This window comes from Hymenobacter latericoloratus (assembly GCF_014199535.1).
Classification (GTDB): Bacteria; Bacteroidota; Bacteroidia; order Cytophagales; family Hymenobacteraceae; genus Hymenobacter; species Hymenobacter latericoloratus.
Window position 1 is genome coordinate 274,981 of sequence record NZ_JACHNV010000001.1, and the last position, 25,967, is coordinate 300,947.

At 60.2% G+C, this 25,967-nt stretch carries 24 protein-coding genes and 1 tRNA gene; 12 read left to right on the forward strand and 13 right to left on the reverse strand.

Annotated features, from left to right (window positions below; translation table 11 throughout):
* The 4 genes from GGU46_RS01250 to GGU46_RS01265 all read right to left on the reverse strand — a co-directional run bounded on the left by GGU46_RS01250 (position 1) and on the right by GGU46_RS01265 (position 3,756).
* The gene (locus GGU46_RS01250; protein ID WP_183401780.1) at positions 1 to 693 is read right to left on the reverse strand and encodes a hypothetical protein; all 693 of its coding nucleotides are present in this window, start codon (positions 691 to 693) and stop codon (positions 1 to 3) included.
* 79 nt (positions 694 to 772) lie between these two features.
* Positions 773 to 1,741, reverse strand: a complete 969-nt coding sequence (locus GGU46_RS01255; RefSeq protein ID WP_183401781.1) for a YihY/virulence factor BrkB family protein — start codon at positions 1,739 to 1,741, stop codon at positions 773 to 775.
* A 153-nt stretch (positions 1,742 to 1,894) separates the two neighbouring features.
* A complete protein-coding gene (locus tag GGU46_RS01260) occupies positions 1,895 to 2,626 on the reverse strand; it encodes a DUF3891 family protein (RefSeq protein WP_183401782.1) in 732 nt (243 codons plus the stop codon).
* Between the two features lie 137 nt (positions 2,627 to 2,763).
* Positions 2,764 to 3,756 carry an NAD-dependent epimerase/dehydratase family protein gene (locus tag GGU46_RS01265; RefSeq protein ID WP_183401783.1) on the reverse strand — a complete coding sequence of 331 codons (993 nt, stop codon included), beginning with the start codon at positions 3,754 to 3,756 and terminating at the stop codon, positions 2,764 to 2,766.
* 187 nt (positions 3,757 to 3,943) lie between these two features.
* On the opposite strand from GGU46_RS01265, the gene GGU46_RS01270 reads away from it, so the two are divergent.
* From GGU46_RS01270 to GGU46_RS01280, 3 genes are all read left to right on the forward strand, one after another.
* Positions 3,944 to 4,981 carry a patatin-like phospholipase family protein gene (locus GGU46_RS01270; protein ID WP_183401784.1) on the forward strand — a complete coding sequence of 346 codons (1,038 nt, stop codon included), beginning with the start codon at positions 3,944 to 3,946 and terminating at the stop codon, positions 4,979 to 4,981.
* Positions 4,982 to 5,475: 494 nt separating this feature from the next.
* On the forward strand, positions 5,476 to 6,723 hold the full coding sequence (gene kbl, locus GGU46_RS01275; protein WP_139925346.1) for a glycine C-acetyltransferase: 1,248 nt from the start codon (positions 5,476 to 5,478) through the stop codon (positions 6,721 to 6,723).
* 218 nt (positions 6,724 to 6,941) lie between these two features.
* The gene (locus GGU46_RS01280; protein WP_183401785.1) at positions 6,942 to 7,673 is read left to right on the forward strand and encodes a DUF4386 domain-containing protein; all 732 of its coding nucleotides are present in this window, start codon (positions 6,942 to 6,944) and stop codon (positions 7,671 to 7,673) included.
* A gap of 120 nt (positions 7,674 to 7,793) precedes the next feature.
* Here GGU46_RS01280 and GGU46_RS01285 read toward each other — a convergent pair whose 3' ends face one another.
* From GGU46_RS01285 to folP, 3 genes are all read right to left on the reverse strand, one after another.
* Positions 7,794 to 8,192: a hypothetical protein gene (locus GGU46_RS01285; protein WP_183401786.1), complete on the reverse strand. Its 399-nt coding sequence runs from the start codon at positions 8,190 to 8,192 to the stop codon at positions 7,794 to 7,796.
* A gap of 253 nt (positions 8,193 to 8,445) precedes the next feature.
* Positions 8,446 to 9,285: a diadenylate cyclase CdaA gene (gene cdaA / locus GGU46_RS01290; RefSeq protein ID WP_110976369.1), complete on the reverse strand. Its 840-nt coding sequence runs from the start codon at positions 9,283 to 9,285 to the stop codon at positions 8,446 to 8,448.
* Positions 9,282 to 10,169: a dihydropteroate synthase gene (folP, locus tag GGU46_RS01295; RefSeq protein ID WP_183401787.1), complete on the reverse strand. Its 888-nt coding sequence runs from the start codon at positions 10,167 to 10,169 to the stop codon at positions 9,282 to 9,284. Before folP ends, cdaA begins: the two co-directional genes overlap by 4 nt.
* Before the next feature lie 155 nt (positions 10,170 to 10,324).
* On the opposite strand from folP, the gene GGU46_RS01300 reads away from it, so the two are divergent.
* From GGU46_RS01300 to GGU46_RS01325, 6 genes are all read left to right on the forward strand, one after another.
* Positions 10,325 to 10,888 (forward strand): DUF1599 domain-containing protein, encoded by a 564-nt coding sequence (locus GGU46_RS01300; protein WP_183401788.1) that lies wholly within the window; start codon positions 10,325 to 10,327, stop codon positions 10,886 to 10,888.
* Between the two features lie 136 nt (positions 10,889 to 11,024).
* Positions 11,025 to 12,131 carry a BT_3928 family protein gene (locus GGU46_RS01305; protein WP_183401789.1) on the forward strand — a complete coding sequence of 369 codons (1,107 nt, stop codon included), beginning with the start codon at positions 11,025 to 11,027 and terminating at the stop codon, positions 12,129 to 12,131.
* A gap of 87 nt (positions 12,132 to 12,218) precedes the next feature.
* A complete protein-coding gene (locus GGU46_RS01310; protein ID WP_183401790.1) occupies positions 12,219 to 13,277 on the forward strand; it encodes an ABC transporter permease in 1,059 nt (352 codons plus the stop codon).
* 98 nt (positions 13,278 to 13,375) lie between these two features.
* Positions 13,376 to 13,897 carry a shikimate kinase gene (locus GGU46_RS01315; RefSeq protein ID WP_183401791.1) on the forward strand — a complete coding sequence of 174 codons (522 nt, stop codon included), beginning with the start codon at positions 13,376 to 13,378 and terminating at the stop codon, positions 13,895 to 13,897.
* A gap of 68 nt (positions 13,898 to 13,965) precedes the next feature.
* Complete coding sequence (locus GGU46_RS01320; protein WP_215906238.1) at positions 13,966 to 14,640, forward strand: sterol desaturase family protein; 675 nt, start codon at positions 13,966 to 13,968, stop codon at positions 14,638 to 14,640.
* Positions 14,641 to 14,854: 214 nt separating this feature from the next.
* Positions 14,855 to 17,287 (forward strand): T9SS type A sorting domain-containing protein, encoded by a 2,433-nt coding sequence (locus tag GGU46_RS01325; protein ID WP_183401792.1) that lies wholly within the window; start codon positions 14,855 to 14,857, stop codon positions 17,285 to 17,287.
* Between the two features lie 79 nt (positions 17,288 to 17,366).
* On the opposite strand, the gene GGU46_RS01330 is transcribed toward GGU46_RS01325, so the two are convergent.
* The 4 genes from GGU46_RS01330 to pheS form a co-directional block, all read right to left on the reverse strand.
* The gene (locus GGU46_RS01330) at positions 17,367 to 17,543 is read right to left on the reverse strand and encodes a hypothetical protein (protein WP_183401793.1); all 177 of its coding nucleotides are present in this window, start codon (positions 17,541 to 17,543) and stop codon (positions 17,367 to 17,369) included.
* A gap of 344 nt (positions 17,544 to 17,887) precedes the next feature.
* Positions 17,888 to 17,964, reverse strand: a tRNA-Asn gene (locus tag GGU46_RS01335).
* Between the two features lie 97 nt (positions 17,965 to 18,061).
* The gene (locus GGU46_RS01340; protein WP_183401794.1) at positions 18,062 to 18,475 is read right to left on the reverse strand and encodes a Rieske (2Fe-2S) protein; all 414 of its coding nucleotides are present in this window, start codon (positions 18,473 to 18,475) and stop codon (positions 18,062 to 18,064) included.
* Between the two features lie 212 nt (positions 18,476 to 18,687).
* A complete protein-coding gene (gene pheS / locus GGU46_RS01345) occupies positions 18,688 to 19,725 on the reverse strand; it encodes a phenylalanine--tRNA ligase subunit alpha (protein ID WP_183402549.1) in 1,038 nt (345 codons plus the stop codon).
* A 276-nt stretch (positions 19,726 to 20,001) separates the two neighbouring features.
* Here pheS and GGU46_RS01350 point away from each other — a divergent pair, with 276 nt between their 5' ends.
* The 3 genes from GGU46_RS01350 (at position 20,002) to GGU46_RS01360 (ending at position 21,839) form a co-directional block, all read left to right on the forward strand.
* Entirely contained in the window at positions 20,002 to 20,529 is a 528-nt protein-coding gene (locus GGU46_RS01350; RefSeq protein WP_183401795.1) for a hypothetical protein, read from the forward strand.
* 118 nt (positions 20,530 to 20,647) lie between these two features.
* Positions 20,648 to 20,995, forward strand: a complete 348-nt coding sequence (locus GGU46_RS01355; RefSeq protein ID WP_183401796.1) for a hypothetical protein — start codon at positions 20,648 to 20,650, stop codon at positions 20,993 to 20,995.
* A gap of 190 nt (positions 20,996 to 21,185) precedes the next feature.
* Positions 21,186 to 21,839: a hypothetical protein gene (locus GGU46_RS01360; RefSeq protein ID WP_183401797.1), complete on the forward strand. Its 654-nt coding sequence runs from the start codon at positions 21,186 to 21,188 to the stop codon at positions 21,837 to 21,839.
* 89 nt (positions 21,840 to 21,928) lie between these two features.
* On the opposite strand, the gene GGU46_RS01365 is transcribed toward GGU46_RS01360, so the two are convergent.
* Positions 21,929 to 23,209, reverse strand: coding sequence for a M16 family metallopeptidase (locus GGU46_RS01365; protein WP_183401798.1), 1,281 nt, complete (start codon positions 23,207 to 23,209; stop codon positions 21,929 to 21,931).
* A 124-nt stretch (positions 23,210 to 23,333) separates the two neighbouring features.
* The gene (locus tag GGU46_RS01370) at positions 23,334 to 25,838 is read right to left on the reverse strand and encodes a SusC/RagA family TonB-linked outer membrane protein (protein ID WP_183401799.1); all 2,505 of its coding nucleotides are present in this window, start codon (positions 25,836 to 25,838) and stop codon (positions 23,334 to 23,336) included.
* Positions 25,839 to 25,967: the final 129 nt, after the last annotated feature.

The window sequence follows — 25,967 nt, forward strand, 5'->3', positions numbered from 1 at the left end:
TTATTTTTTCGGGGCAAACTCGGTGAACAGCACAACGGCCTCCGGACAATCGGGAGCCATCAGGGCCGAAAGCTTCATGCCAATGGATTTCATGCGTTCCGCATCCAGGAATACATCGGCGCCATAATACTTTGTCAGCTCCTGCGCTGAGGCTTTGAGATTTTTCTGGAAAGCCTGGGTAAGCGCCTCCCGCCGCTTCTCGGTCGGGAGCTTTTTCAGCTCCGCAACGCGGGGCTGCAAGTCGCGGCACATGGCCGTTGCAACGGGCTTGAGCACCTTGGCTTCTTCGGGGCTGATCGGTTGCTGCTTGCTTAACTGCTCGCCACCCAGGCGCAGCAGCAGCGGGTGGCTCACGGGACAGTCGCGCAGCATAACCGCGCCCACCTTCCGGCCTAGCTGCTCTCCGTACGCACGCGAATTAGGGCCTGCCGCTGTAATCTGAGCTATAATTTCCTCATCGCCCAGCGCCACCTTGGTGAAAAGCCGCACAAAGAGCTGCTTGGCTTGATCAGAGGACAAGGTTTGCAACGACTTTTTCTGGTCTTCCAGCTTCAGGTCCTCGCAGATCTGGGTCGCCACGCGTTGGGCCAGGCGCCGATCCTGGGCGGTGTCGGCGGCGGTTTGCGCTGCCACCCGGCCCGCGGTGATGTACAAGCTCAGAAGCAATACAGCACGAAGAATAGTAGTTTTCATGCAGTAAAGATACTGGCCGGCTCAACAGTAACCCAACGTTTGGGCTGTTGCTGAATGCGCCAGTACTGCCGGCTGGGGCCTACTTTTTCCAGCGGCCCTCGGCGCGGGGCCGCCCGGTGCTGATTTCCTCCTTGGTTTCGCCCTCGGGCACTTCGCGGGTTTCAATGCGCACGGCATGGGCCTTGGGCTGGACCTTTTGCCCGAAAGCATCGGCAAACTCCTGGGTAAACTCAGCCCCGAAAAAGATGATGAGGGAGGAATAGTTTACCCACAGCAGCAGCACAATGGCCGAGCCCGCCGCGCCAAACGCCGAGCCGGGGTCAGACTGCGCAATGTAGAAGGCAATCAGGTACTTGCCCACCAAAAACAGTAGGGCCGTAATGACGGCGCCAATGCCCACGTCGCGCCACCGGATGATGGCGTCGGGCAGGAAGCGGTAAATCAGGCCAAAGAGCAAGGAGGTGATAAAGAGAGAAAGGGCGAAATCAATCAGGTGAATAAAGATGACGGCCACTTCCGGAAACCAGGCTTGCAGCTGGTCGGTAAACACGCTGAGCATGGCGCTAATCACGAAGGAAATCAGCAGCAGCAGGGCCACGCTCAGAATCAGGCCGAAGGACAGAAGCCGGTCGCGGACGAACTGCCAGACACCGTTGCGCGGCTTCACCTTCAGGTTCCAGATGTCGTTGATACTTTCCTGCAGGGTCACGAAGAAGGTAGTAGCCGCAAACACCAGCGTGCCGATACCGATGATGGAAGCCACGCCGCTTTTCTGCTGCTTGGTAAACTCGGCAATGGAATCCTGCAGAAACTTAGCCGAATCGGCCCCCAAAAATCCGCGCATCTGCCCGTAAATCTGGCCCGTTACGGCCTCGGCCCCGTAGATGGAGCTGGCCACCGTAATGACGATGAGCAGCAAAGGCGGCAAGGAGAAAACAGTGTAGTACGACAACGCCGCCGCGTGCCGGAACGAGTTGTTGACCATGAACTCACTGGCGGTGGTCTTGAGGATGTTGAAAATGTCGGAAAGACGGTAGTGCGTGGCCATAAGGCGAGGGTTTCGGAGGGGAAAGCTGGAGGTAGTACGCGCCGGAGCGAAGCGGCGTTCTGGTTGCCAGGCAATTCCAGCCGATTCGCGGGCGGCGCAGGCTGCCTTGCTGCGCTTGGGGGTAGTTGTGTTTCAGGCAGTAAGGTGCCGCCGCTACCCCTTGGTAAGAACCCAGGTGAGCAGCTCAATGGGGGCTTCGCGCAGCGCTGCCGCCAGCTCCGCATCGTCCGTGAACTGCAGCTGGTGCAGTACCGTAGCCTCCACACTCACGATGAATTGCTTGTCGCGGAAGGGCCAGGGCTGCACGCGCACCGGCCCTTCCGGCTCCGGGCGCAGCACCTGGTAGCCTTGCCCATCGGGGCCCTGGTAGATTTCCAGAGCCCGCCCCATTTCCGGCAGCTCGTGGCGGCACAGAATCAGGCTGAGCCGGTCGCACCAGTGCAGCAAGGTATAGGCCCGCTGCGCATCAGCTTTCTTGATTTGTAGCTCCCGCAACCAGCGTTTCTGGCTGGCCTGCTGCTCATCCAGAAAGGCGTCGGTTTCTGCTTTCTGTCCGCGTAGGCTCTCGTACAGGGTGCTCAGGTGCAGGCTGGTGAGGAGGCTGCGCCAACGCCCCTGGAAGCGAGCCGCTTTCATGACGCCAGTAGCCTGCTCCAGCGAAAACTCCTTCATGGTGAAGTTGGCCGGCGCCCCGGCCGGGGTCAAGCCGTAGTGTCCGTCCCAGCTCTGCTGCTCGTCGTCGTGCTGGGCGGCGGCGGCCAGCAGGCCTACCCATTGGTCGCAGGGTAGGAAGGCGGGCCACTGGTGCAGCAGCTGGGCCGCCAGCAGGGCGTGGGCTTGCTGATAGATAATCTGCCAGCCGGTGGGGACGTGGTTTACAATCATATAAACAGTCAGTATCGGGGTTCCCGCAGAGGAACGCAGAGCAAACGCAGAGGTTCGCGGAGAGCAGGGGGTAGCAAGCAAAACGCCCTACCGGGAGGGGTAGGGCGCGTGCGAGGGGTAGTCGAAAAAGGTGAAACCTACTTCAGCACCAGGGCTTCCTTCAGGTGCAGGAGCATGTCGTCGGTCATGCGGTGCAGATCGAACTGGGGCTGCCAGCCCCAGTCCTGGCGGGCCTGGGTGTCGTCGATGCTGGCGGGCCAGGAGTCAGCTATTTGCTGGCGGGCATCGGGCTGGTAGCTCACCTCAAACTCGGGGTAGTGGCGCTGGATGCTGGCCGTAATTTCGCTGGGGCAGAAGCTCATGGCACCCAGGTTGTAGGAGCTGCGCACTTTAATGGCCTTGGCAGGAGCGTGCATCAGGTCGAGGGTAGCCTTCAGCGCGTCGGGCATGTACATCATGGGCAGGTAGGTTTCCTCGGAGAGGAAGCACTCGTAGCCCTGGCCCGCTACGGCTTTGTGGTAGATGTCCACAGCGTAATCGGTGGTGCCGCCGCCGGGCAGGCTCTTGTAGCCAATGAGGCCGGGGTAGCGCAAGCTGCGCACATCCAGCCCGTGCTTGCGGAAATACCACTCGCACCACTGCTCGCCGGCCAGCTTGCTGATGCCATACACCGTGTTGGGGTTCATGACGGTGAGCTGGGGCGTGTTCTGGCGAGGCGTATCGGGCCCGAATACGGCAATAGAGCTGGGCCAGTACACCTGCTTCACGCCCAAATCCACGGCCGCATCCAGCACATGAAACAGGCCATCCATATTCAGCTGCCAGCCAAACTTGGGGTTCTTTTCAGCCGTAGCCGACAGCAGGGCCGCCAAATGGTACACCTGCTTGGGCTTGTACTGCCGAATAACTTCTTCCAAACGGTTTTTATCCAGCACATCCAGCAGCTCAAATGGTCCGGCCTGCGCGGTTTCTTCGTCCTTGGGCGCGCGCACATCGGCGGCCACCACGTTGGAAGCACCATAGATCTGGCGCAGCTCGTGGGTAAGCTCTAGGCCGAGCTGTCCGCCGGCGCCAATAACAAGGATGGTGTCGCCGCTGGGGGTAGCGGCCGAGGTGCTGGAGGTGTCCATTCGGGGGTGGTTGAAGGGTAGGGGGTGGATGGGGCTGCAAAGATAACTGAGCCGAATGGTTCTGGCAGGATGGCGCCGCGAGGAAAGTAGCCCAGACAACCCGCTGGCCACTTTCAGTATCTTCTGACCAATTATTCTTCTGCTTATGTGTCGCTGCCTTCTACTTTCTACTCTGCTCTATCTGTTCATGCTCTCCTCAGCCCGGGCCCAGCCGGCTACCCCCATCGTGTACCGTAACCTGGTGATGGAAGGTGGCGGCATCCGGGGCATTGCCTATGGCGGGGCACTGCAGGAGCTGGAGGAGCGCGGGGTGTTAGCCGGGCTGCGCCGGGTAGGCGGCACCTCGGCCGGGGCTATTCAGGCGGCGCTGCTGGCGGTAGGCTATTCAGCGCAGGAAATACAGGGGGTAGTGAACAACACGCCAGTGCAACGCCTCAACGATGGGCGGCTGATGTTTTTCGGAGGCAGCACCCGCCTCATTAAGCAGTACGGCTGGTACCGCGGCGACGAGTTTTCGCGCTACCTGAGCGAGCTAGTCGCCCGCAAAACCCAGCGCCCCGACCTCACCTTGGGCCAGTTGCACGCCCTAGCTCAGGAGGAGCCTACCCGTTACCGCGACCTGTACACCACCGGCACCAACCTCACCACCCAGCGCATGCAGGTGTTCAGCTACGAAAGCCACCCCGACATGCGCGTGGCCGACGCCGTGCGCATTAGCATGAGCATTCCGCTCTACTTCCGGGCCGTGCTGCTCGATGAGCAGGGTCACGTAGTACGCCGCCCCACCAAAGGCCAGGAGGTGGAGGTGCTGGTAGATGGGGGCTTGCTGGCGAATTACCCGATTAATTTATTTGACCACCCGCGCTACCTGGCAGTTGGTGCCGCACCGGCCGCTGCCCTGCCTACCCCCACTACGTTCGTAAACCCCGAAACCCTGGGCCTGCGCCTCGACCGGGCCGAGCAGATTGCTTATGATACCCAGCCCGGCGGCCGGCAGCAACTAGCTCCCTACCCCATCCAAGACTTCGGATCCTACGTGGGGGCGCTCTACACGCTGGCCTTGGAAAACCTCAACCCCACGCAGCCGGAGGACTGGCCCCGCACCATCAGCATCAATACCCTCGGCTTCAACCCGAAAATCAAGCGCATGTCGGAGGCGCAGAAGCGGCAGTTGATGGAAAGTGGGAGAGTAGGCGCGCAGGCGTTTTTCGAGCGGAAGAAGTGAGCCCCGCTTGGAAGTGGACGGGCGCAGAGCAACTTTTTTTCTAAAAGTCGTATGTTTGTATGCGTCTGACAGACATACGATTTGCCAGACAAACAAACGGCGGCCAGGGCCGAAGCCCCAACCGCCGCCATCCTACGGATGTCCGAGCCAGTGGCTTACCACGGCCCGGATTGCTCCTGCTACGGCTGCTTTGCACAACTCCAGCAAAACGCGGAACCCACCGGCTTGGCCGGCACGTTTCTTTTTCGCACGCTTACCCATCTTCGTTCGGGAGTTAGGGTGCTTTACTCACCCACTTCCTGAAGCCCCGACAGTTCGCACCTGCCGGGGCTTCGTCTTTTCACAAACGACGCGTTGGCGGGGTGACAACCGTGCGAATAAGGTAAAGGTAAAAGATGTTCGGTGCCGAAAGCGGCATGCAGTGGAGCCGTGCGCGCCGGCGTGTTACCTTTGTTTACCCCACTCATCAGTTCACTGTCTCACTAGTTCACCTCATGTACACCACCCTCCAGCCGGACCTCGAAAAGCAGCTTCAGGAAATTAAGGATGCGGGCCTCTACAAAAAGGAGCGCGTAATTACCTCGCCCCAGGGCGCCGAAATTGAAACCACCGAGGCCGGTGAAGTGCTAAACTTCTGCGCCAACAACTACCTGGGGTTGTCGTCGCACCCGGAGGTAGTGCGGGCCGCCAAGGAAGCCATTGACACCCACGGCTACGGCATGTCGTCGGTGCGCTTTATCTGCGGCACCCAGGACATTCATAAGCAGCTGGAGCAGAAGCTGGCCGAGTTTCTGGGCACCGAGGATACCATTCTGTACGCGGCAGCTTTTGATGCCAACGGCGGCGTGTTCGAGCCCCTGTTCAACGAGCAGGACGCCATTATCTCCGACGCTCTGAATCACGCTTCCATTATTGATGGCGTGCGCCTGTGCAAGGCCCAGCGTTACCGCTACGCCCACAACGACATGCAAGACCTGGAAAAGCAGCTCCAGGACGCCGTAGCCAAAGGCACCCGCCACCGCATCATCGTGACGGATGGCTCGTTCTCTATGGACGGTACCATCGCCCAGCTTGACAAAATCTGCGACCTGGCCGACAAGTACCAGGCACTGGTAATGATTGACGAGTGCCACAGCATGGGTTTCCTCGGCAAAACCGGCCGCGGCACCCACGAGTACCGCAACGCCATGGGCCGCGTGGATATCATTACCGGCACGCTCGGCAAAGCCCTCGGTGGGGCTATGGGTGGCTTTACCTCGGGCCGCAAAGAAATTATTGACATGCTGCGTCAGCGCAGTCGTCCCTACCTGTTCAGCAACACCCTGGCCCCAGCTATTGTGGGTGCCTCGCTGCGGGTGCTGGAGCTGCTCACGGAAAGCACCGAGCTGCGCGACCGGCTGGAAGAAAACACCAAATACTTCCGCGCCAAGATGACGGAAGCCGGCTTCGACATCAAGCCCGGCGAGCACCCCATCGTGCCCGTAATGCTCTACGATGCCAAGCTCAGCCAGGAGTTTGCCGCCAAAATGCTCGAAAAAGGCATCTACGTAGTGGGTTTCTACTACCCCGTAGTGCCCCAGGGCCAGGCCCGCATCCGGGTGCAGCTCTCCGCCGCCCACACCCGCGAGCATCTGGATAAGGCCATCAACGCCTTTATTGAGGTAGGCCGCGAGCTGGGCACCATCAAGGAGCCCTCGGCCCAGCAGCCAGAGGCAGGTCAGGTAGTGCAGAACACGCCCTGAGCTACCGCCGCTAAGTAGAAAATTCGAAGGCCCGCCGAAGTTTCGGCGGGCCTTTTTATTGCAAGTAAAACCACTGGTGCAGAACAGACTCTGCGCTAGTCGACCTTCTTAAATGCATGGGAGTTATAGGGCAAGAAAAAGAACAGTTTGCTCTGCAGAAGACTATGAAGTTGAGTTATATATATAAAATTATATGTTTATATAAACAACTCACTCTGATGAATACTACGCTCAGGCTTTTGCCGAACAGGTACATTCGATTAGGCGGTATAGCCTACCTGATCATCATTATTGCCGGGGTGCTTGGGGAAACATTCGTGCGAGGCACATTGGTGGTGCCCGGTGATGCAGCCGCCACGGCCCAGCGCATCACCGAGTCGCCGCAGCTATGGCGGGCAGGCATTGGCGGCGACCTGCTGATGCACCTGCTGGATGTGCCGGTAATGTTCGTGCTGTATATCCTCCTGAAGCCGGTAAACCGTGGGGTAGCCTTAATGAGCCTGCTGTCAAACGTGGTGCAGACAGCCGTACTAGCCCTGAACAAGCTCAACTTGCTGCTGCCGCTGTTTCTGCTGAACAAAGCCGTTTACCTCAACGCTCTGGACTTAGCTGAGCGGCAAGCGCTGGCGTATGTATTCGTTCGGGCACACAATTACGGCTTCGGCATTGGGCTGCTGTTTTTTGGCGTTACCTGCCTGGGTTGGGGGTATCTGATTCGGCGCTCTGGCTACCTGCCCCGGGTGCTGGGTACGCTGATGCAGGTAGCGGGCCTTTGCTACCTCGTCAACAGCTTTGCCTTAATCATTGCCCCACCCGTAGCCGACTTGCTCACCCCGTTCATTCTGCTACCCCCGTTCGTCGCCGAAACCGCGCTGGCCGGCTGGCTTGTCGTGAAAGGCGCGACAGATCCAGCGCGGCAACCACACCGCCCGGAGCTGGCATCGGCTTAATCTCGCAGAGGCTGATCCGCTATAACTGAAGTGCAGCTAGGTGTTGCCAAACGCGCTGTAGCCAAGAGCCATATTCTAAACAAAAAGGCCCGACAGGTTTCTGCCGGGCCTTTTTGTGAGCTAATAGATATCAGGTAAGGGCACCTTTGGATAGCGCAGAAAATAGAGTTGCAGTGGCGTGAGTTGGACAGTAAAGACAGGTGACTTTGCCACATGTTGCCCAATTCGGGCAACCAGCATGCATTCCACTGGGATGGTGCCGGCGTAGAGGTTGTCTCCGTCCAGGTTGATAGCAAAAGAGGAGTTGGAAGCCAGCGTGTCCTGCCAGAAACCGTTGCCGCAGCTGAATCCACTGGGGTAGGTAGGAAGCACCCACTGATTATCCAACCGGAGCACTACCTCAATACCGGGCACTGTTGCATCAGCGCGCTCAACTGGTACTGCCTGGGCCGTTGGGTTGAGTAAGTACACACGAATGTGCTGCTTACGACTGGGCTGGGTGCAGCAATCGGGAAGCATAACCAGCGCCAAGCTATCGGGTAACGGACGTGGTGCGGCGGCCCGCAATTCAGCTGTGAGCGGAGCTTTGCCCTCAAACCATGCCCGAGAAGGCTGCAACCCAAAATAAGTATTCAGCCACCTGACTTCTCCTTTTTTTGGCCGTGACCCAGATAGCCCCTGACCGCACGAGGGTTTGCTAAGCGCAAGAGATAATGCTCCTGCTACCCAACAGCAGACTATACGCATGATTAAATAGTCTAAGTGTTAACCTTTACGCTGCTACCTCGGCCTTTGACCCAGCCGAGGGGGTAGGGCGGGGAGCGGCATCAAACAGGAACTCGTTGAGGCGGGCGCGGAGGTCGGCGGGAGCCAGGTTCCGGAATACTTCTCCGCCGCGCACTAAGGAAATTTGGCTGGTTTCCTCGCTAACTACCAATACAATAGCGTCGGTAACTTCAGTGAGGCCGATGGCGGCCCGGTGGCGCAACCCCATGGAAGCCGGTACATCGGGGTTTTCGCTGACGGGCAGGATGCAGCGGGCGGCCTTAATGCGGCCGTTGCTGATGATAACCGCCCCATCGTGCAGGGGGCTGGTTTTGTTGAAGATGCTCATGAGCAGGCGCTTGCTCACGGTGGCGTCGATCAGGTCGCCGGAGTCGGCGAAGAACTTCAGGTCGGAGGCCATGCTGAAGGCAATGAGGGCCCCGGTCTGCTTACCAGCCAGACTTTTGGCCGCCTCAATAAATGGCGTGACGTTCATGCGCTCCTGGGTCTGCTCGCGCCGCCACGGAAACACGCGCAGCCGGTTGCCAAAGGAGGTTGCCTTACCCACATTCAACAGAAACCGCCTGATTTCCTGCTGAAACAGAATAATGCCCGCCAGCACGCCCACGCTCATAAACTGCCCCAAAATACTGGTCAGCAGCTCCATGCCCAAAGCCTTCACTACCAGATAAAACAGGTAGAGCGACATAAAGCCCAGGAACACCTTCAGGGCCACGCTACCCGTCAGCAGCTTGTAGAGTTGGTAAAACAAGGCCGTGACCAGTAGCACGTCCACGACGTCTATCCAGCCAATGCGCAGGAAGCCGATGGTGAAAGCGCCAATCACGAAGCAGGGGGTAGGGAAAAGGTGTTCGAAACGAGTTGAATAGTCTGGACTGCTTCCGCCACATCATGTACGCGCAGCAGCCGGGCCCCGTTGAGCACAGCCAGGGTATTCACGGCAATGGTGCCGGTGAGGGCGGCATCGGGCGTCAGGCCCAGGGGCTTATACACTAGGCTTTTTCGCGAGAGGCCCGCCAGAATGGGCAGGCCCAGCACCTGCAGCTCCGGCAGCCGCCGCAGCAGCTCGTGGCTTTGGGCCGGCGTTTTGGCAAACCCGAAGCCGGGGTCCAGCACCACATCCACTACCCCGTGCTGGCGCAGCAAGGTCAGCTTATCGCGGAAGTAGCGCACCAGCTCCAGCACCATGTCGCCCTCGTAGTGGGTGTGCTGGGTCATGGTCTGGGGCGTGCCGCGCATGTGCATCAGGATGTAGGGCACCCCCAGGCGGCCGGCAGTGGGTAGCATTTCCTCATCCAGAGTGCCCCCGCTGATGTCGTTGAGAATGTCGGCGCCGGCGGCTACGGCCTCAGCAGCTACGTCGGCCCGGAAGGTGTCCACGGAGAGAAAGGCTTCCGGAAACTCCCGGCGCACGGCTTCTAGGGCGGGCAGCAGGCGACGCTTTTCCTCGTCTATAGAAATATGCTCGGCACCGGGGCGGGAAGAGTAGCCGCCCAAATCCAGCACGGCGGCCCCGGCCTGCAGCATCTGCCCGGCCCGGCGCAGTAGCTCGTCCTCGCTACCCATGCGGTTGCCCGCAAAAAACGAATCAGGCGTTAGGTTCAGGATGCCCATCACCTGGGGCTGGCGCAAATCCAGCACCCGCCCACCGGGGCAGCGCAGGGTTAGCCTCGGGGAAAAGCACGTATCTTGCGGGGCCTGGAGAAGCATGGTGGGAGCGGAAAGAGGGCGTCATGCTGACGGTAGTATCTGCGCGGCCGAGGCATTGCGCGGGCTGCCGGGGCAAGGCGCCGAACACCTTCCCGCGAGCGGCTTTCTCTGTCAGCATGACAATGGGCGGATTGCAACAAAATAGGCTGAAAAACTTGGAGAATCAAACCCAGCACGAATACGACCGGGTCATTGCGCGGTGCCGCCAGCTGTTTCTGGCTAAAACTCACGACTATGGCACGGCCTGGCGCATTCTGCGCCTACCCTCCGTTACCGACCAAATCTATATTAAGGCTCAGCGCATTCGCAGCATTCAGGAGAAAGGCACGCAGCTGGTGGCCGATGGGGTAGAAGAGGAGTTCGTGGCCATCATCAACTACTGCATCATTGCCCTAATGCAACTCGGGCTGCCCGCCGAGGCTCCGCTGGAACTGGAGCCCACCGCTGTGGCCTTGGCCTACGACGAGCAGGTAGCAGAAAACCGCCGCTTGCTCTTCGCCAAAAACCACGACTACGGCGAAGCTTGGCGGCAGATGCGCATTGAAAGCATCACCGATATTATTCTGATGAAGCTGCACCGCACCAAGCAGATTGAGGACCTGGGCGGCCTGACGCGCGTGTCGGAAGGGGTAGAAGCCAACTACCGCGACATGCTGAACTACGCCGTGTTTGTGCTGATTAAGATGGGGTTCGAAGAGAGTAACGGAGCAAGTGAGTAGCTGAGTAATTGGTTGACGAACCTACATTTGCGTATCAGCCTCAGCCGCTTGTGGCTAAACCTTGCTTGCAAGGCAACTGCATGAGCGGTAGTGCGGTTACTCAGCTACTCACTTACTCAGTTACTCTCTGGAGTTCATGAAACAACTTACCCGTATTTGCTGGCTGCTGCTGGGCGTCGTGTTTATCTTCTCGGGGCTGGTCAAGCTGAACGACCCCGTGGGCACGGCCCTGAAGCTGGAAGAATATTTTGAGGTTTTCTCGAAGGATTTCGGCTCTTTCTTTGAAGCCTTTATCCCGTATTCCCGCACCCTAAGCATCTTTTTGAGCTCTCTGGAAGTAGTGCTGGGGGTAGCCGTGCTGCTACGCTGGATGCTGCGCCAAACCCTGTGGGTGCTGCTGGCCCTGCTGGTGTTCTTCGGGTTCCTGACTTTCTACTCGGCGGCCTTCAATAAGGTAACTGACTGCGGCTGCTTCGGCGACTTTATCAAGCTTACGCCCTGGACCTCTTTCTTTAAGGACTTGTTCCTGCTGGTGCTCTGGGCCGTGGTGTTCTTCAACCAGCGCTACCTGCGCCGGGTGTTTGCCAAAGGCACGCTGGGCGTGATGTACATTACGCTGGCTTCGGCCGTGGCCATTGGCATTGGCGTGCGCGCTTTGGGGCACTTGCCTTACTTCGACTTCCTACCCTACAAGGAGGGCAACGACATTGCCAAGCTGATGAAGCCCCAGGAGCAGGCTAAGTACCAGTACGTGATGGAGCGCAACGGCGAAACCAAGACCTTCACGGAGTACCCCACCGACTCGACCTGGAAATACAAGAGCATGGAGGTGCTGAACCCCCTGACTTCCAAGCCTGTCATTACGGACTTCTCCATTTTCGATGCGGAAGGCAAGGACCACACCCAGGAGGTGCTGACGGGCAACAAGCTGCTGCTGATTGTACAGGATGTTGCCTCCGCCGACCGGGACCGGTTCAAGGACATCACGCAGCTGATGGAAGACGCGGCTAAGTCGCGCAAACAGATCCGGCCGCTCATCATCACCAGCAGCAGCCCCCAGGATTTCGACGCTTTCCGCCACGATGTAAACCTGCCCGGCACCTACTACTTTGCCGATGCTACCGTGCTGAAGTCGATGATTCGCTCGAACCCCGGCTTTATTGTGCTGCAGAACGGGGTAGTAAAAGGCAAATTCCACTACCACGACATCCCCGACGCCAGCAAGCTCGAAACGCTGCTGTAAATCAGTTGCCGGTTGCCAGTTGTCAGTTTTCAGGAATTTCCTGTTAATAACTGACAACCGGCAACCGGCAACTGGCAACTGAACAAGATGCTAGGTTTTATTCTGAGCCGTTTGTGGCAGGGTGTGCTGGTGCTGGTGGGGGTAGCCCTCACGGTGTTCTTCCTGTTTCAGGTGCTGCCCGGCGACCCGGTGGCCCTGCTAGCCGGCCAACGCTCCGACGCCGCCACCCGCGCCGCCATTGCCGCCGACCTGGGCCTCGACCAGCCCCTGCCAGGCCAGCTGCTGGGCTACCTCAACGATGTGTCGCCGGTGGGCGTGCACCCGCGCGACTCCGCGGGGGTAGCGAAGTACGGCGGGGTGCAGGTCCTACCCCTCGGCGCGGAGCAAGGCCTGGTGCTGAAAACGCCTTACCTGCGCCGCTCCTTCCAGAGCAACAAAGAAGTGCTCAGCATCCTGCTCGACCACTTTACGGGCACGCTGTGGCTGGCCCTGGCTGCTATGCTGCTGGCGGCAGTGTTCGGCATTGGGCTGGGGGTAGTGGCCGCCCTCAAGCCCCACTCCTGGCTTGACCGGGCATTGGTATCTACTTCGGTACTAGGTATTTCGGTGCCTTCCTTCGTGGCCGCCATTCTGATTGCCATGACCTTCGGGTTTTACTGGAGCTCCTGGACGGGCCTCAACCTGACCGGGCAGCTTTATGAAACCGACCCTTTCTCGGGTCGGCACCTGGTGCTAAAGAACCTGCTGCTGCCAGCCTTTGCCCTGGGTATCCGGCCGTTGGCGGTTATTGTGCAGCTGACCCGCTCCTCCATGCTCGAGGTCATGAGCCAGGACTATATCCGCACGGCCCGCGCCAAGGGGCTTTCCGGCTACCGCACGGTGGTAGGGCACGCCCTCAAAAATGCGCTGAACCCGGTTATTACGGCCGTGTCGGGCTGGCTGGCCTCCCTGATGGCCGGGGCGTTTTTCATCGAGTACATTTTCAACTGGAAGGGCCTGGGCACCGTCACGCTGCGGGCCGTTGAAAACCTCGACTTTCCGGTGGTTATGGGTGCTACCATCTTTATAGCCGCCCTGTTCGTGCTCGTGAATATTGTGGTGGATGTGCTTTATGCCGTGTTGGATCCACGCGTGAAGCTGGGGTAGCGAAGGGCCGCGGCCTGCTGCTCTTGCTCATGTGGTACTACCGCAACATGTTGCACCTTTGCCCCGGTGGCATCCACAACATGCCTCTAACTACTCGTATGCGTCTTTACCTCATCGGCATGCCAGGAGCGGGCAAAACTACCCTGGGCCGGGGGCTGGCTACGGCCTATCAGCTGCCCTTCCTGGACCTGGACGAAGAAATTGTGCGCCGGGAGCAGCGGAGCGTATCCGAGATATTCGCCCAGGACGGCGAGGAGTACTTCCGGCAGCGGGAGGCCGATGTGCTGCGCGAGGTAGTAGCCGCCTACCCCTCGCTGGTGCTGGCCACTGGGGGCGGTACGCCCTGCTTTCACCACAACCTGGAGGTGCTGCTCGAAACCGGCCTGACCCTGTACCTGGCCGTGCCCGTGCCGGAGCTGGTGCGGCGCCTGCAGGCCGTAGCGGCGTCTCGGCCCCTACTGGCGGCTCATCAGAGTGCCCATGCCCTCGAAACTCGCCTGCGCGAAACCTTAGCCGCCCGTCAGCGGTTTTACGAGCGCGCGCCGCTGTGCTGCACGGCCCCTACCTGTTCCCTGGAAACCGTGCAGCAGCTGATAGCCCGCTACAACGCGCTGGCGTAAGCGCCGACGCTGGTCCGGCATTTGCGCTGGCATGCGTATTTTTGCGTCTTCATCATTCCTGTATTGGCATGAATACTACCTCCGAACCTCTGGAAACCGACGTTAAGGTAACGGCGGTCAAAACGCCCGATGCCATCAAGCCCAAGCACAAGGGCTCGGCCCGTTTGTTTGAAAATCCGGTGCTGGAGCGCCTCACGCATACGCACATTGCGGCGCCGCTTTCCATTTTCTTTGCCGTAGCCGGTGTTAGTCTCTACTATGGGCTGAGCCGGGGTCTGCTGACGGGACTTTCCGCGTTTGGCTTGTTTCTGGCCGGGTGGCTGCTCTTTACCCTGGCCGAGTACCTGATGCACCGCTTCGTGTATCACATGAACACTGATACGCCCCGGAAGGCCAAGTTTCAGTACACCATGCACGGGGTGCACCACGAGTTTCCGAAGGACGAAACCCGCCTGGCCATGCCCCCCATTCTGACGGTGTTTGTCACGTCGCTGCTGTTTTTCATCTTCCGCTTCACCTTCGGTAACGCGGGCTTCGGCATTCTGGCCGGCTTTGTGTTTGGGTATGCGCTGTATTTGTTTGTGCATTACGCCATTCACGTATATGCTCCCCCGAAGAACTTCCTGAAGTTCTGGTGGCACCACCATGCCCAGCATCATTACCGCCAGGATGAAATTGCGTTTGGGGTAAGTACCACCATCTGGGACCACATCATTGGTACTATGCCGGAGAAAAAACGGTAATGCTTTTCTAAAAAAGCAAACATTACATTTGATAAACACAAAAGACCGGTATATTTATGCCGGTCTTTTGTGTTTATTCTAGATGTTATGTATTTCCTCCTGTATTGTACTAGTGCGCGTGAGAAGGAAGCAAGTGGGGCCGGACTATACCTGTATATGCCCGTTATGAGTGCCTTTTGCTTGCCCATACCTGCCTTCCTCATACGCTCACCTTATGCTGAAAAACTACCTGCGCAAGGGCCTGCTGGTGGCCCTGTTAACCAGCTCCGTAGCTGCCCACGCCCAGTACTTGTTTAAAAGTGCTACCGTAAACGGACTAGGCCCCTACGTCCAGAACTTCGACGATCTGGCCGGAACCAGTGCCCCTTTTGTCAGCAACACCACCCTGGTGGGAGTGTACGCCAAGCAAACCTTCGATAACCCCTTATTCGGGGGCGAGTACGAATCGGGGCAGCGCATGGCCGGCATCGTGCCCCTAACCGGCGACGATGGCTCGAAAGGTGAGTCGCGGGATGTATACAACGAGCCCAACGGGGCCGCGTGGTACCATTTTGGGGCGCCAGGCTCCTCCGACCGGGCGCTGGGCGGCATTGCGGCCACCAATACCTCTTCGGGTATCGGCTACGTGGGCATCCGGCTTAAGAATACATCGGGGGTAACAATTAAGAATCTGGAAGTGCAATACGCCATGGAGCAATGGTATAACTCCAGCCAGACCCTGGCCGCCCAGGTAAACGTAGATTACCGGCGAAGCACGGCGGACATTACCAGCCTCAAGGCCGGCACCTGGACTTCGGTGCCCGATCTGGGGGTAGCGGCACCCTCCACCTCCACGGCCATTGCGGCCCGCGATGGTAACGCCGCCACCAACCGCCGGGTGCTGCGGACCACGCTCGTGGGCCTGGACCTGGCCCAAAACGAGGAAATCATGATCCGGTGGTCGTACGTGTTCAACACCCAAACCAACGGCAACGGCTTGTCGATTGATGACGTGGTCATCACGCCGCAAACCAACGTGTATTACTCAAACCTGACCGGCGACATCGACAAAACCAACAGCTGGGGCACCACCATCACCAGCAGTGGCGGGGTCGGTGGAGCCAAACCCGGTAACTTTTCCGCCCCCGATCAGACCTTTTACGTGCGCGGCACGGATGGCACCACCAACCGGGTGCAGCAGGGCAACGCCTGGACCGTGAGTGGTCAGAACTCCAAGATTATCGTGGGCATTCCGGCCTCGCCGGCCATTGGCTCAACCCCCGCTATGGCGGCCATTCCGGCTACCCTGGTAGTGGCCGAGGGAAGCAGAACTGTGGTGGGCACCATAGATGTGGCCGAGGGCTCAACCCTGCGCATTCTGCGCCCTGATGCCCCCAACATGCGCCTAGGAGCCCTGGCCACTACTAGTACAGTAGAGTACGTAGGCGACGCAGCCGTGGCCCACACCATCCGGCCGGCCAGCTACGGCAACCTGGTGCTTTCGGGGGCCGGCAGCAAAACCCTGGGCGGCGACATACTGGTGAATGGCACCTTGGACCTGGGCAATACGGCCAAGCTGAATCTGGGAGCCTACAACGTAACCCTAACCCGCCCCGACGTTGCCACCGGTTACCAGGGTAGCATTCGTAATGCCGGCAGCACGGCGTACATTGTTACCAATGGGCTGGGCTCTTTGCGCCAAACGGTGCCCAATACGGGGCTGGATGTACTGTATCCGGTTGGTACCGCCACCAGCTACACCCCGGCCAGCCTCAGGCAGTCGGCGGCACAAAGCGAGGATGTGTTTGCCGTGCGCGTAGCCGATAACACGCACACCCAGTACAACGCCAACGGCAGCGGCGCCGGTGCTGTGGTAACCTACCAGAACGTAAAGAAAACCTGGCATGTAGCAGAAGAGGTAGCCGGCAACTCCGACGTAACCTTAACGCTGCAGTGGAATACCTCCGATGCCACCCCGGATTTTGTGCCGGCCGCGGCCCATATCAACCACTACAGCGGGGGAGCCTGGGACCGGTACTTCTCGGCCACAGCGCCCACCACCGTATCTCCGGACGTGTACGCCATCAGCCGCCCGGGCATCACTAGTTTTTCGCCTTTTGGAATATCCTCCCGCAGTCCTGGGGTGTTGCCGGTGCAGCTAGCCAGCTTCACGGCCGCGCCGGTAGGTTCTGGAGTCCGCTGCGTATGGCAAACGGCCGCTGAGCTTAACAACGCGCGGTTTGTGGTGGAGCGCAGCGCAACGGGGCAGTCGTTCCGGGCTGTTGGCACCGTAGCCGGGCGTGGCACTACCACCACCAGCCACCAGTACCAGTTCACGGATGCTACCCCCCTGCCGGGAGTAAACTATTACCGGTTGCGCCAAGTAGATACCGATGGCACCGAAACCCTCTCCGACGTAGCGGTGGTGACTACCACCGGCACCGGGGTTGCCTACGTAACGCCCAACCCCGGTGCCTCCCAGTTTCGGGTGGTGGCGCCGGCCGGGGCTGGTACTGTGCAGGCCGAAGTCCTCAACCTGCTCGGGGCTACGGTAGCGGTAGTGAGGCCTGATGGCAGCTTCGAACTGACAAGCCAGCCGGCGGGCATTTACGTGGTGCGCGTCCGCACCCCCTTGGGCGTTCAGACCACCCGCTTTATCAAGGAGTAAGGGTTGCCTTTCACGCAAAAAAGCCTCACCCACTGCTGGGGTGAGGCTTTTTCGTTTCAGCCGGTTGACAATGCCGCAGTTAGGAGCGGCGGAACCGATTGACGATGAACCAGAGCAGCAGTACAATCAGAAATACCCCAATCAGGCCGGTCCAGGCACCCGCTTTAAAGATGGTGCCGATGGCGTCGCAGCTGCTGAGCGAAAACGTAAGCAGAACCAGAAAGGCGAGAGAGAGGGGAAAACGCAGGGTAGTCATGGCGTAGGGAGGGAAGGTGGAACGTGAGCCACTCAGTACAGCTCTTATGGCATGTACTATTCCTGCTGAAAAAGGTTGATGGCCAGTCAGAAGCCTAACTCAGAATAAGTGCGGCAGCGGCAGCGGCACAGCTAGCAGTACGCTGGGCGCCGCAGGTAGCTGTCAGACTCTACAAGCCGATGTACTGTCGAAGAAGCGGCCTGCCCGGCCGAGTGCAAACAGGCACGGGTTAGGGGTATTATGCTGTGCCCAGAAGCACAGAAGGTAGACAAGAGCACTTCTGCGGAGTTGGGGCTACCTTAAAAACGAAGAAGCCCACCGGGTATCGGTGGGCTTCTTCTACTTGGCGCTCCCTCCTGGGCTCGAACCAGGGACCCTCTGATTAACAGTCAGATGCTCTAACCGGCTGAGCTAAGGAAGCGGTTATGGCGGCGGGTTTTTTGCCGTTGCTGGTGCAATATTAGAGCAAAGTTTTCGAACGTGCAAGCATGTTTTTCGAAAAAAAATTGCGCACCCGGTTAGTTTGTGATTGTCAGGGTATTGCCGGAGAGGGCAGTATTGTATTGGCGCAACGGGCGGGTAGCTGGCCCGGCCTGGGGCTGGCCCTGAAAGCTGAACTGTGATTGGCAGCAGGGGTCGTACAGGCGCAGGAACGGGTCGATTTTCAGCCGGGCGCATGTGTCAAGGGGTTGGTACGGACAGTTGCGGTCAAAGGCGAGGTAGGAACTGGCGCTTTGGCGCACAATAATCAGTCCTCGCACGCCCCCCTTATGGTACACAGCCCCATTATCAAAGCGCAAGTTGCTGTTCTGCTGATCCGTGAGAAACAGCACCTCACTGACGGCCGCCAGCGGAATCTGCGGCTGCGCGTCATCGGACGCCGAGTTGCAGGCCGTCGTCAGGGTAACTGCCAAGCAGAGAAGCGGTGCCAAATATCCGCGTCGTAAGTAACCAGAAGACATCATCATGATTTAAAAAGCAATGAACAGGTATAACGCGCTACCCGCCCGAAGTGCTATAAAGTAAATGCCACTGCCCGGCCTGCCCTGGTCAACCCTCAGTGGAGACAGACGTTCAACGTGCCAGCCATAAAAAAGCTCCCATCTGCCGGGTGGTAGATGGGAGCCTGCAAAGTTGGGCGGCCTTACTGGGCGCTTTCAAACTGCCGCAGAAAGCGGGCGTCGTTTTCCGTGAATAAGCGTAAGTCTTTGATCTGGTATTTCAGCATGGTAATGCGCTCAATGCCCATGCCCCAGGCGTAGCCGGAGTAGCGCTCCGGATCAATGCCGGACTGCTCCAGCACGGCGGGGTCCACCATGCCGCAGCCCCCAATTTCAACCCAGCCGGTCTGCTTGCAGATGTTGCAGCCGGCGCCTTTGCAAATCAGGCAGGTGATGTCAATTTCGGCCGAGGGCTCGGTAAAGGGGAAGAAGGACGGACGGAACCGCACCTGCATATCCTGCCCAAAAAGCTCTTGCACGAAGTAGTACACGGTTTGTTTCAGGTCAGCAAAGCTCACATTCCCATCCACGAACAGGGCCTCTACCTGATGGAACATCATGTGGGCGCGGGCCGAAATAGCCTCGTTGCGGTACACGCGGCCCGGCATAATGCTGCGAATAGGCGGCTTTTGCGTTTGCATCACGCGCACCTGCACCGGGCTGGTGTGCGTGCGCAGAACCCACTCCTGCTCGCCGGGAGTGCGGCGCACAAAAAAAGTGTCCTGCATGTCGCGGGCCGGGTGGTTCTCGGGGAAATTCAGGGCCGTGAAGTTGTGCCAGTCGTCCTCAATTTCGGGGCCTTCCTCTACGTTGAAGCCGATACGGGCCAGAATTCGCACAATTTCCTCGCGCACCAAACTTAACGGGTGGCGTGTGCCCAGGGCATTCGGGAGGGTAGGCAGGGTGTAGTCGAACGTAGGGTCGGCGGGAGCATTGGCCGCGGCTGCTTCCAGCTCCTGCTGGCGCTGCTCGAAGCGGGCTAGGGCCGCCTGTTTCAGCTGGTTTAACTCCTGACCAACGGCCCGGCGGTCTGCCTGGGGTACGGTTTTCAACTGGTCGAAGAGGTCGGCCAGCTGGCCCTTGCGGCCGGTATAAGCAATGCGGAACTGGTCAAGCTGTTCTGCAGTGGTAAGGTCGTAGGCGTCGATTTCGGCGCGCAGCCGCGCGATGTTGTCCTGCATCATACAGCAAAGGTAACTTGATTGAAGCTAGATGCTGAAGAGTTGAAATAGTAGGCTTGCATGTAATTGAAATACAAGTACATAAGATTTATAAAATGCGAAATTTTATTGGCTGACAGCGCCCAGAGCGGGCTCGGCAAAAAGTGGTACGGTTGCTGCAAACACCGTTGGTACAAGCGGCAACTGAGGCTGAACGTGGGGCGCCACCCGTTAGCCGGCGGGCTGCAGGCCCGGCCAGAGCCGGGTGCGATATTCACTCTTTGATCTGCCTTTCCGATGAAACGCTTACTTCTCTCCGCTGCCGTAGCAGTGGCCTTCCTCAGTGCATCCGGGGCTCAGGCTCAAACTAAAGCCAAACCCGGTAAAACGGCCAACACCAGTGTAGCTCCCGCCGCGGAACCCGAGTGGCCCGCCCTGGAAACCTGGAACGAGCCCGCTACCCCTGCGCCCACCAGCAACGGCTGGGAAACCGCCGCTGTTCCCGATGATGACCCGATGATGCGCTCCTCGGGGGTAATGGTAGCGCCCGGCATGAGTTCCTCGCCCTACCGGGGTACCAGTACCGATTACCATGGCCGGCCGGTGACCAAAGCTAAATCGAAGCGGCCGCGCTCCGTGGAAGTAGCCCAGAACGACGACCCCATGATGCGTACTTCGGGCGTGATGCTGGCCCCGGGCATGAACACCGCGCCCTACCGGGGCACCAGCACCGACTATAACGGCCGTCCTCTGCGTAAGCCGGCAGCCACTACGGCATCGGCGCAGACCAATGTAGCCGATGAGCCAATGGCTGCGGGCTGGTAAGTTCACAAGCTTTTTCAGGAGTGTAGCAGTGCAAACAGCCCGGACGGTATGGCCGTTGCCGGGCTGTTGCCGTATGCAGGAGGGCGTGTGGTAAAGCATTGACCTTCTTACTGCTACTATGATGAAAGCGCAACTCCTACCCCTGATTATGATAGGAATGGCCTGCCTACTGGCGGAAGTGCCGGCCCTGGGCCAGACCAAGCCCGTTACCCGTACCAAGGCTGCCTATCATCGGACCTCCAACCCGCGCGCCCGGTCCCGCGCCGGAGCCTATGCCCGCTACGACCGTAGCGGCCGGCGCGACGAGGAAAACCTGAAGCTGGCGCCCGGCCTGCGGCTGAATATGCCCAGCCCACCCACCACCGATTATATGGGACGCCCCCTCAAGAAGAAACCGGCCAAGAAACCAGCCGGACCTTCCACCATTTCGGCTGGTGAAACGAAGCGGGCAGTCAGTCGGCCCTAACAGTGAAACAGCAGGTAACCACTTCGCCACTACGGGAAAGCGACGCGGTGGGGAAAGTGAAATCCGGTAATTCCGGCCCGGCAAGGAACTTCCTGAGCAACCTCACGTTAGGGCAAAAAGTGAGGCGGGGGTTTTGGGCCCGCGCGGGGTGCCGTACCTTTGCGGTAAGAATCTGCTTTTATTCTTTTTTATGACTCGTCAATTCTTCCCACTGTTGCTGCTTGGCGGCGTACTGCTGGCCGCCCCAGCCGTAGCCCAGAAAAAGTCGTCCGACGGCTGGGATACCTCTTCCGATGGCTGGGGAACTCCCGCCAAAAAAGCGGCTCCGGCCAAGAAATCAACGCCGGCGAAAACGCCGGCAGCGGCTCCGGCGGCCGCGCCCGCCGCCGCTCCGGCTCCCACGGCCACGGTCGCCCCGGCTTCGGGCAGCGGCGACTGGGGTGGGGCTTCGGGCAGCGGTGCTGCCATGGCTCCGGCCTCTGAGCCTCAGCCCATTGGGGCTAGCCTGGCGCCCGGCTTTTCCGCCGCTCCTTCGCGGCGCGTCACTACCGACTACCGGGGCCGCCCCCTGAAACCCTACGTGCGCCGGACGGTGCGCGCTTCTGATCCTGTCCCGATGGCGCCGGCCCCGGCCCCGATCATTCCGGCTCCTGAGCCCGAGCCGGCTCCGGTGGCCGCCGCCCCGGCTGCTGCGCCCAAGGCTAGCGCTGCTGGTGCGGCGGCGGGTACCAAAAGCGGTGGTGCGGCCGCTACTACAACCAAAAAAGCAGCCGCTCCGGTTAAAAAAGCTGCCCCCAAGAAGAAAGTCGATGATGGCTGGGGCAGCGGCGGCAGCGGCTGGTAAGCCAGCTTTTATTTCTGCTACCCCCTTCTACACAACACGGCCCGCCTGGTACTCCAGGCGGGCCGTGTTGTGTAGAAGGGGGTAGTGTGCTACTGAGCCATTTCCGCCAATACGGGTTCCGCGGAAACTGCGGCGGCCTGGGCGCGGTAGTAAAGAGTGCTGCAATTATCCGGGCGCAGTACTTCGCGGGCGGCGGCCTGCACCAGCGCCGGCGTAACGGCCTGCACCCGGGCGCTTTCCTGATTCACGAGGTCAGCGTTGCCGAGCAGCTTGCTGAAGGCCAGGTTCATGGCCCGGTTCAACAGCTCTATCTCGCTGAAAACGATGCTGGCTTCGGCCTGGTTTTTTACCTTCTCCAGCTCTTCAGGGCCTGGCTCTGCGGCAAGAAACTCAGCGAGTACGGCCTCCACCGCAGCGTCGGCTTCCTCTAGCGTCACGCCGGCGTTCAGTTTGCCACTGATGACCAGCAGGCCCGGCTCAAAAGAACCCATCACGGAGGCCGAAATGGAGTTGAACAAAGGCGTATCCTTCACCAGCCGCTGGTACAGCCGCGACGATTTACCCCGCCCCAGCACGTCGCTCAGCAAGTCGGCGGCGTAGTAGCCCTCGTCGGCGCGGCCTGGCATGTGGTACACTTTGTAAAGGGCCGATAGGGGCACGTCGGCGGTTACTTCCAGGAAGCGGGCTTCGGTTTGGCGCGGCTCCTGGGGTAGGCGCCGCTCGTAGCGCGTGCCGCCCGGAATGGGCTCAAACCACTTTTCGGCCAGGCGCCGGGCCTCAGCCACGGTCACGTCGCCGGCAACTACCAGAATGGCATTGGCGGGCGAGTAGTGCTTGGCGAAAAAGTCGCGCACCTGCTGCATGGTGGCGTTTTCGATGTGGCTGACTTCCTTGCCGATAGTAGCCCACTGGTAGGGGTGGTGCTGGTAGGCCAGGGGCCGCAGCTTCAGCCACACGTCGCCGTAGGGCTGGTTGAGGTAGTTCTGCTTGAATTCCTCCACTACCACCTTGCGCTGCACCTCCAGGCCCTGCTCCGAGAAAGCCAGGTTCAGCATGCGGTCCGACTCCAGCCAGAAGCCGGTTTCGAGGTTGGCGGCGGGTAGGGTAAGGTAGTAGTTGGTAATGTCGGGGGAGGTGAAGGCGTTGTTTTCGCCGCCCACCAGCTGCAGGGGCTCGTCGTAGCTGGGGATGTTCACGGAGCCCGAAAACATCAGGTGCTCAAACAAGTGGGCAAAACCGGTGTGGGCGGGGTCTTCGTCGCGGGAGCCTACGTTGTAGAGCACGTTGAGCACGGCCATGGGCGTGCTGTGGTCTTCGTGCACGATGCAGCGCAGGCCGTTATCGAGGGTGAATTCTTCGAAATGAATCATAGGAAAAGGCAGGGAAGTAAGCCCCAACGGGGCAGTAAGATAAACAACCAGCCGCCCAAAACAGAAGTTTCGGGCGGCTGGCGGGGGTAGGGAGAAAGATGTACGCAGGCCGCCCCGCCGCGGGTTATAGCGTGGCTCGCAGGCCCACCACCAGGGTGCGGGCCGTGGGGTAGGCCCCGGCATCGAGGCCGGCCTGCTGGTTGTCGGAGCCGGCGGAGCTGACGTTGGGGTCGTAGCCACGGTACTTGGTAAGCACCAGCAGGTTGTGCCCGCCCAGCCAGATCCGCACGCTGCGCGTTTCCCGCTCCCATACCTTGTAGCTGAGCATCAGGGCCGACAGCCGCGCGTGGTTGCCCGACTGCAGCGTGTAGGTGCTGAAAGCCGACACCTCGGAGCCGGCCGCGGGCACCTCGGCCGCGGGGTTGGCGGGCGTCCAGCGGGCGCGCACCCGCCCGGAGGCGTTGTGGTAGCTGGTGGGGGCGTCGAGGTAAAGCAGGGCGGTATTCTGCACCTGGTAGCCCAGCATGGCATCGGCCTGCACCTGGGCCTCCAGGCGGCCCAGGGTAAGCTGCTGGCCGAAGCTGAGCAGCTGCTTGGGCAGGCCGCCGCCCAGCGGCTGCTGGTCCGGAAAATCAAGCTGGCCGTTCCCGTTCACGTCCTCGTAGCGAAGGTTGCCGCTGGCGTCCAGGCCCTGGGTACGGTAGCCGTAGAACGTGCTCAGCGGGTGCCCATCGGCAGTGCGTTGGTAGGTAGAAAAATAGCTGGCACTGTGCGCCTCGTAGCGGTTGCGGTTGGTGGCAGCCGCCAGCCGGCTGCTACCCTGAAGTTTGCCCGCCGTCCATGTTCCTTGTAGCGTTAGCTCCAAGCCCGCGTTGCGCACATAATCCTGCGGAGCGCTGTTGTTCGAGGTCAGCTGGCCGGGGGCGTGGGCGGCGCTGGCCGTGCGGCGCATGTAGGCCTGAGCCGTTACGGTGAGGTGGTTGTTCAGGAGCCCGGCTTCAAGGCCCGCATCTATCTGCTGGCTTTGCTCAGGCAGGAAAAGTGAAATGCGCTGGTTGGTATTACGCGGGCCAGGCACGAAAATCTGCAGGGAGTTGCGGCCCTCGTTGCCGGCTCCGGAGCTGCGCCCCCAGCCGGCCCATACATCCAGCCGGGCGGGCGCCGTGGCCCAGAACTTTTCCTTGGCCGCGTGCCAGCGTACTTCCGCGCCCGGCAGCCAGTGCCACCGGTTATTCGGGGCAAAGGTGCTGGAGCCGTCGCGGCGCAGGGTGCCCCGCACCTGGTACCGGTCGTTAAACGTGTAGCTGCCCGTAAGCTGGTAGAAGCTCAGAGTGGCCTGCGAAAAACTGCTGTTGCTTCCCCGGCTGCCACTGCCACCCCCGGCGGCCGAGCCGGGAATGTAGCTGTGCTGCTCCGCTGTGGAGTTGTGGTTCTGGTGCAGGGTTTCCAGGCTGGCCGTCACGGCGTGCCGCTCGCCGCCAATGGTGCGGGCGTAGCGCAGGGCCGGGTTGGCTATCCATTGGCGGTACGTAAAGGTGAGGTTACCGCTTTCGCCGGCCGGAAAGTTGCTGAAAGCCGGCAGGTAGGAGCGGCTGCGCAGGGTAGCCCGCTCCAAGTTGGCGCGCACATCCAGCGTAAGGCCCGTCACCAGCTCGTAGCGCGCCCCCGCCTGGGCCAGCAGCCGCTGCTGCTCGGGCGACTGAAAGCTTTGCCGGGCCTGGTCCACGGGGTTCACGTAGTAGCCGGAGTTGGGGTTGTCGGTCAGCGCCTGGGTAGGCGGGGCGAGCAGGGCGTTTTGCAGCGCGTAATAGTTTGGAATGCGCTGGGAGGTCTGGCTGAAGCTGCCGGTAGCATCCAGGCGCAGGCGCCGGCCTAGTTGCTGGTTGAGGGCGGCGCGGGCCGCGTAGCGGCGCAGACGCGAGTTGAGCACTACCCCCTCCTGGCCCAGGTAGCCGGCGGCCGCATAGTAGCGCGTGGCCGCCGTGCCGCCCGCAAGACCCAGGTGGTGCTCCTGCACGGCGGCCGTGCGCAGCAGCTCGTTTTGCCAGTCGGTGCCGGCCCCGAGGGCAGCCAGCTGGGCGGGGCTGTACTCGAGGGGCCGCCCAATTCGTTGGGACACCTCGTTGCGCAGGGTGGCGTACTCCTGGGCATCCAGCAAATCGTAGCGGGTGCGGGCACGCTGCACACCGCCGTAGCCGGAGTAGCTCAGGCGGGGCTTGCCCGCCTGGCCCCGACGGGTCGTAATCCGGATAACGCCGTTCAGACCCTGGGAGCCGTAAAGGGCCGTTTCGTAGACGCCCTTCAGAATTTCCACCTGCTCAATATCCTCGCTGGGAATGCTCAGTAGCGGGTTGTTGTCCAGCTCCTGCACTTCGGCCGGCACCACGTCTGTCAGCGAGTTGCCTGCGCCCGGCCGAAATGTATTCTGAAACACGGGCATGCCATCCACCACGTACAGGGGCTGGGCATTTGATGATAAGCTAGCCGCCCCCCGAATGCGCACCGCCACCTGCGCCCCCGGCGCCCCGGAGTAGGGCGTAGCCTGCACGCCGGCCACCTGACGGAGCTGCTCCTGGAGGGGTTGGAAAGGAAGGATGCGGTGGTAATTAGCCGTCAGGATCTGGGCCATTGGGCAGAAGTGCGTGACTCGTATCACAGAGTCAGTTACAAGCACCTGATGTAGCCTCACCGTATCGGGCTGCTGAGCCTGGGCGGCAAGTGAAAACGGAAGCAATAAGCCGAGGAATAGAAGTTTGGC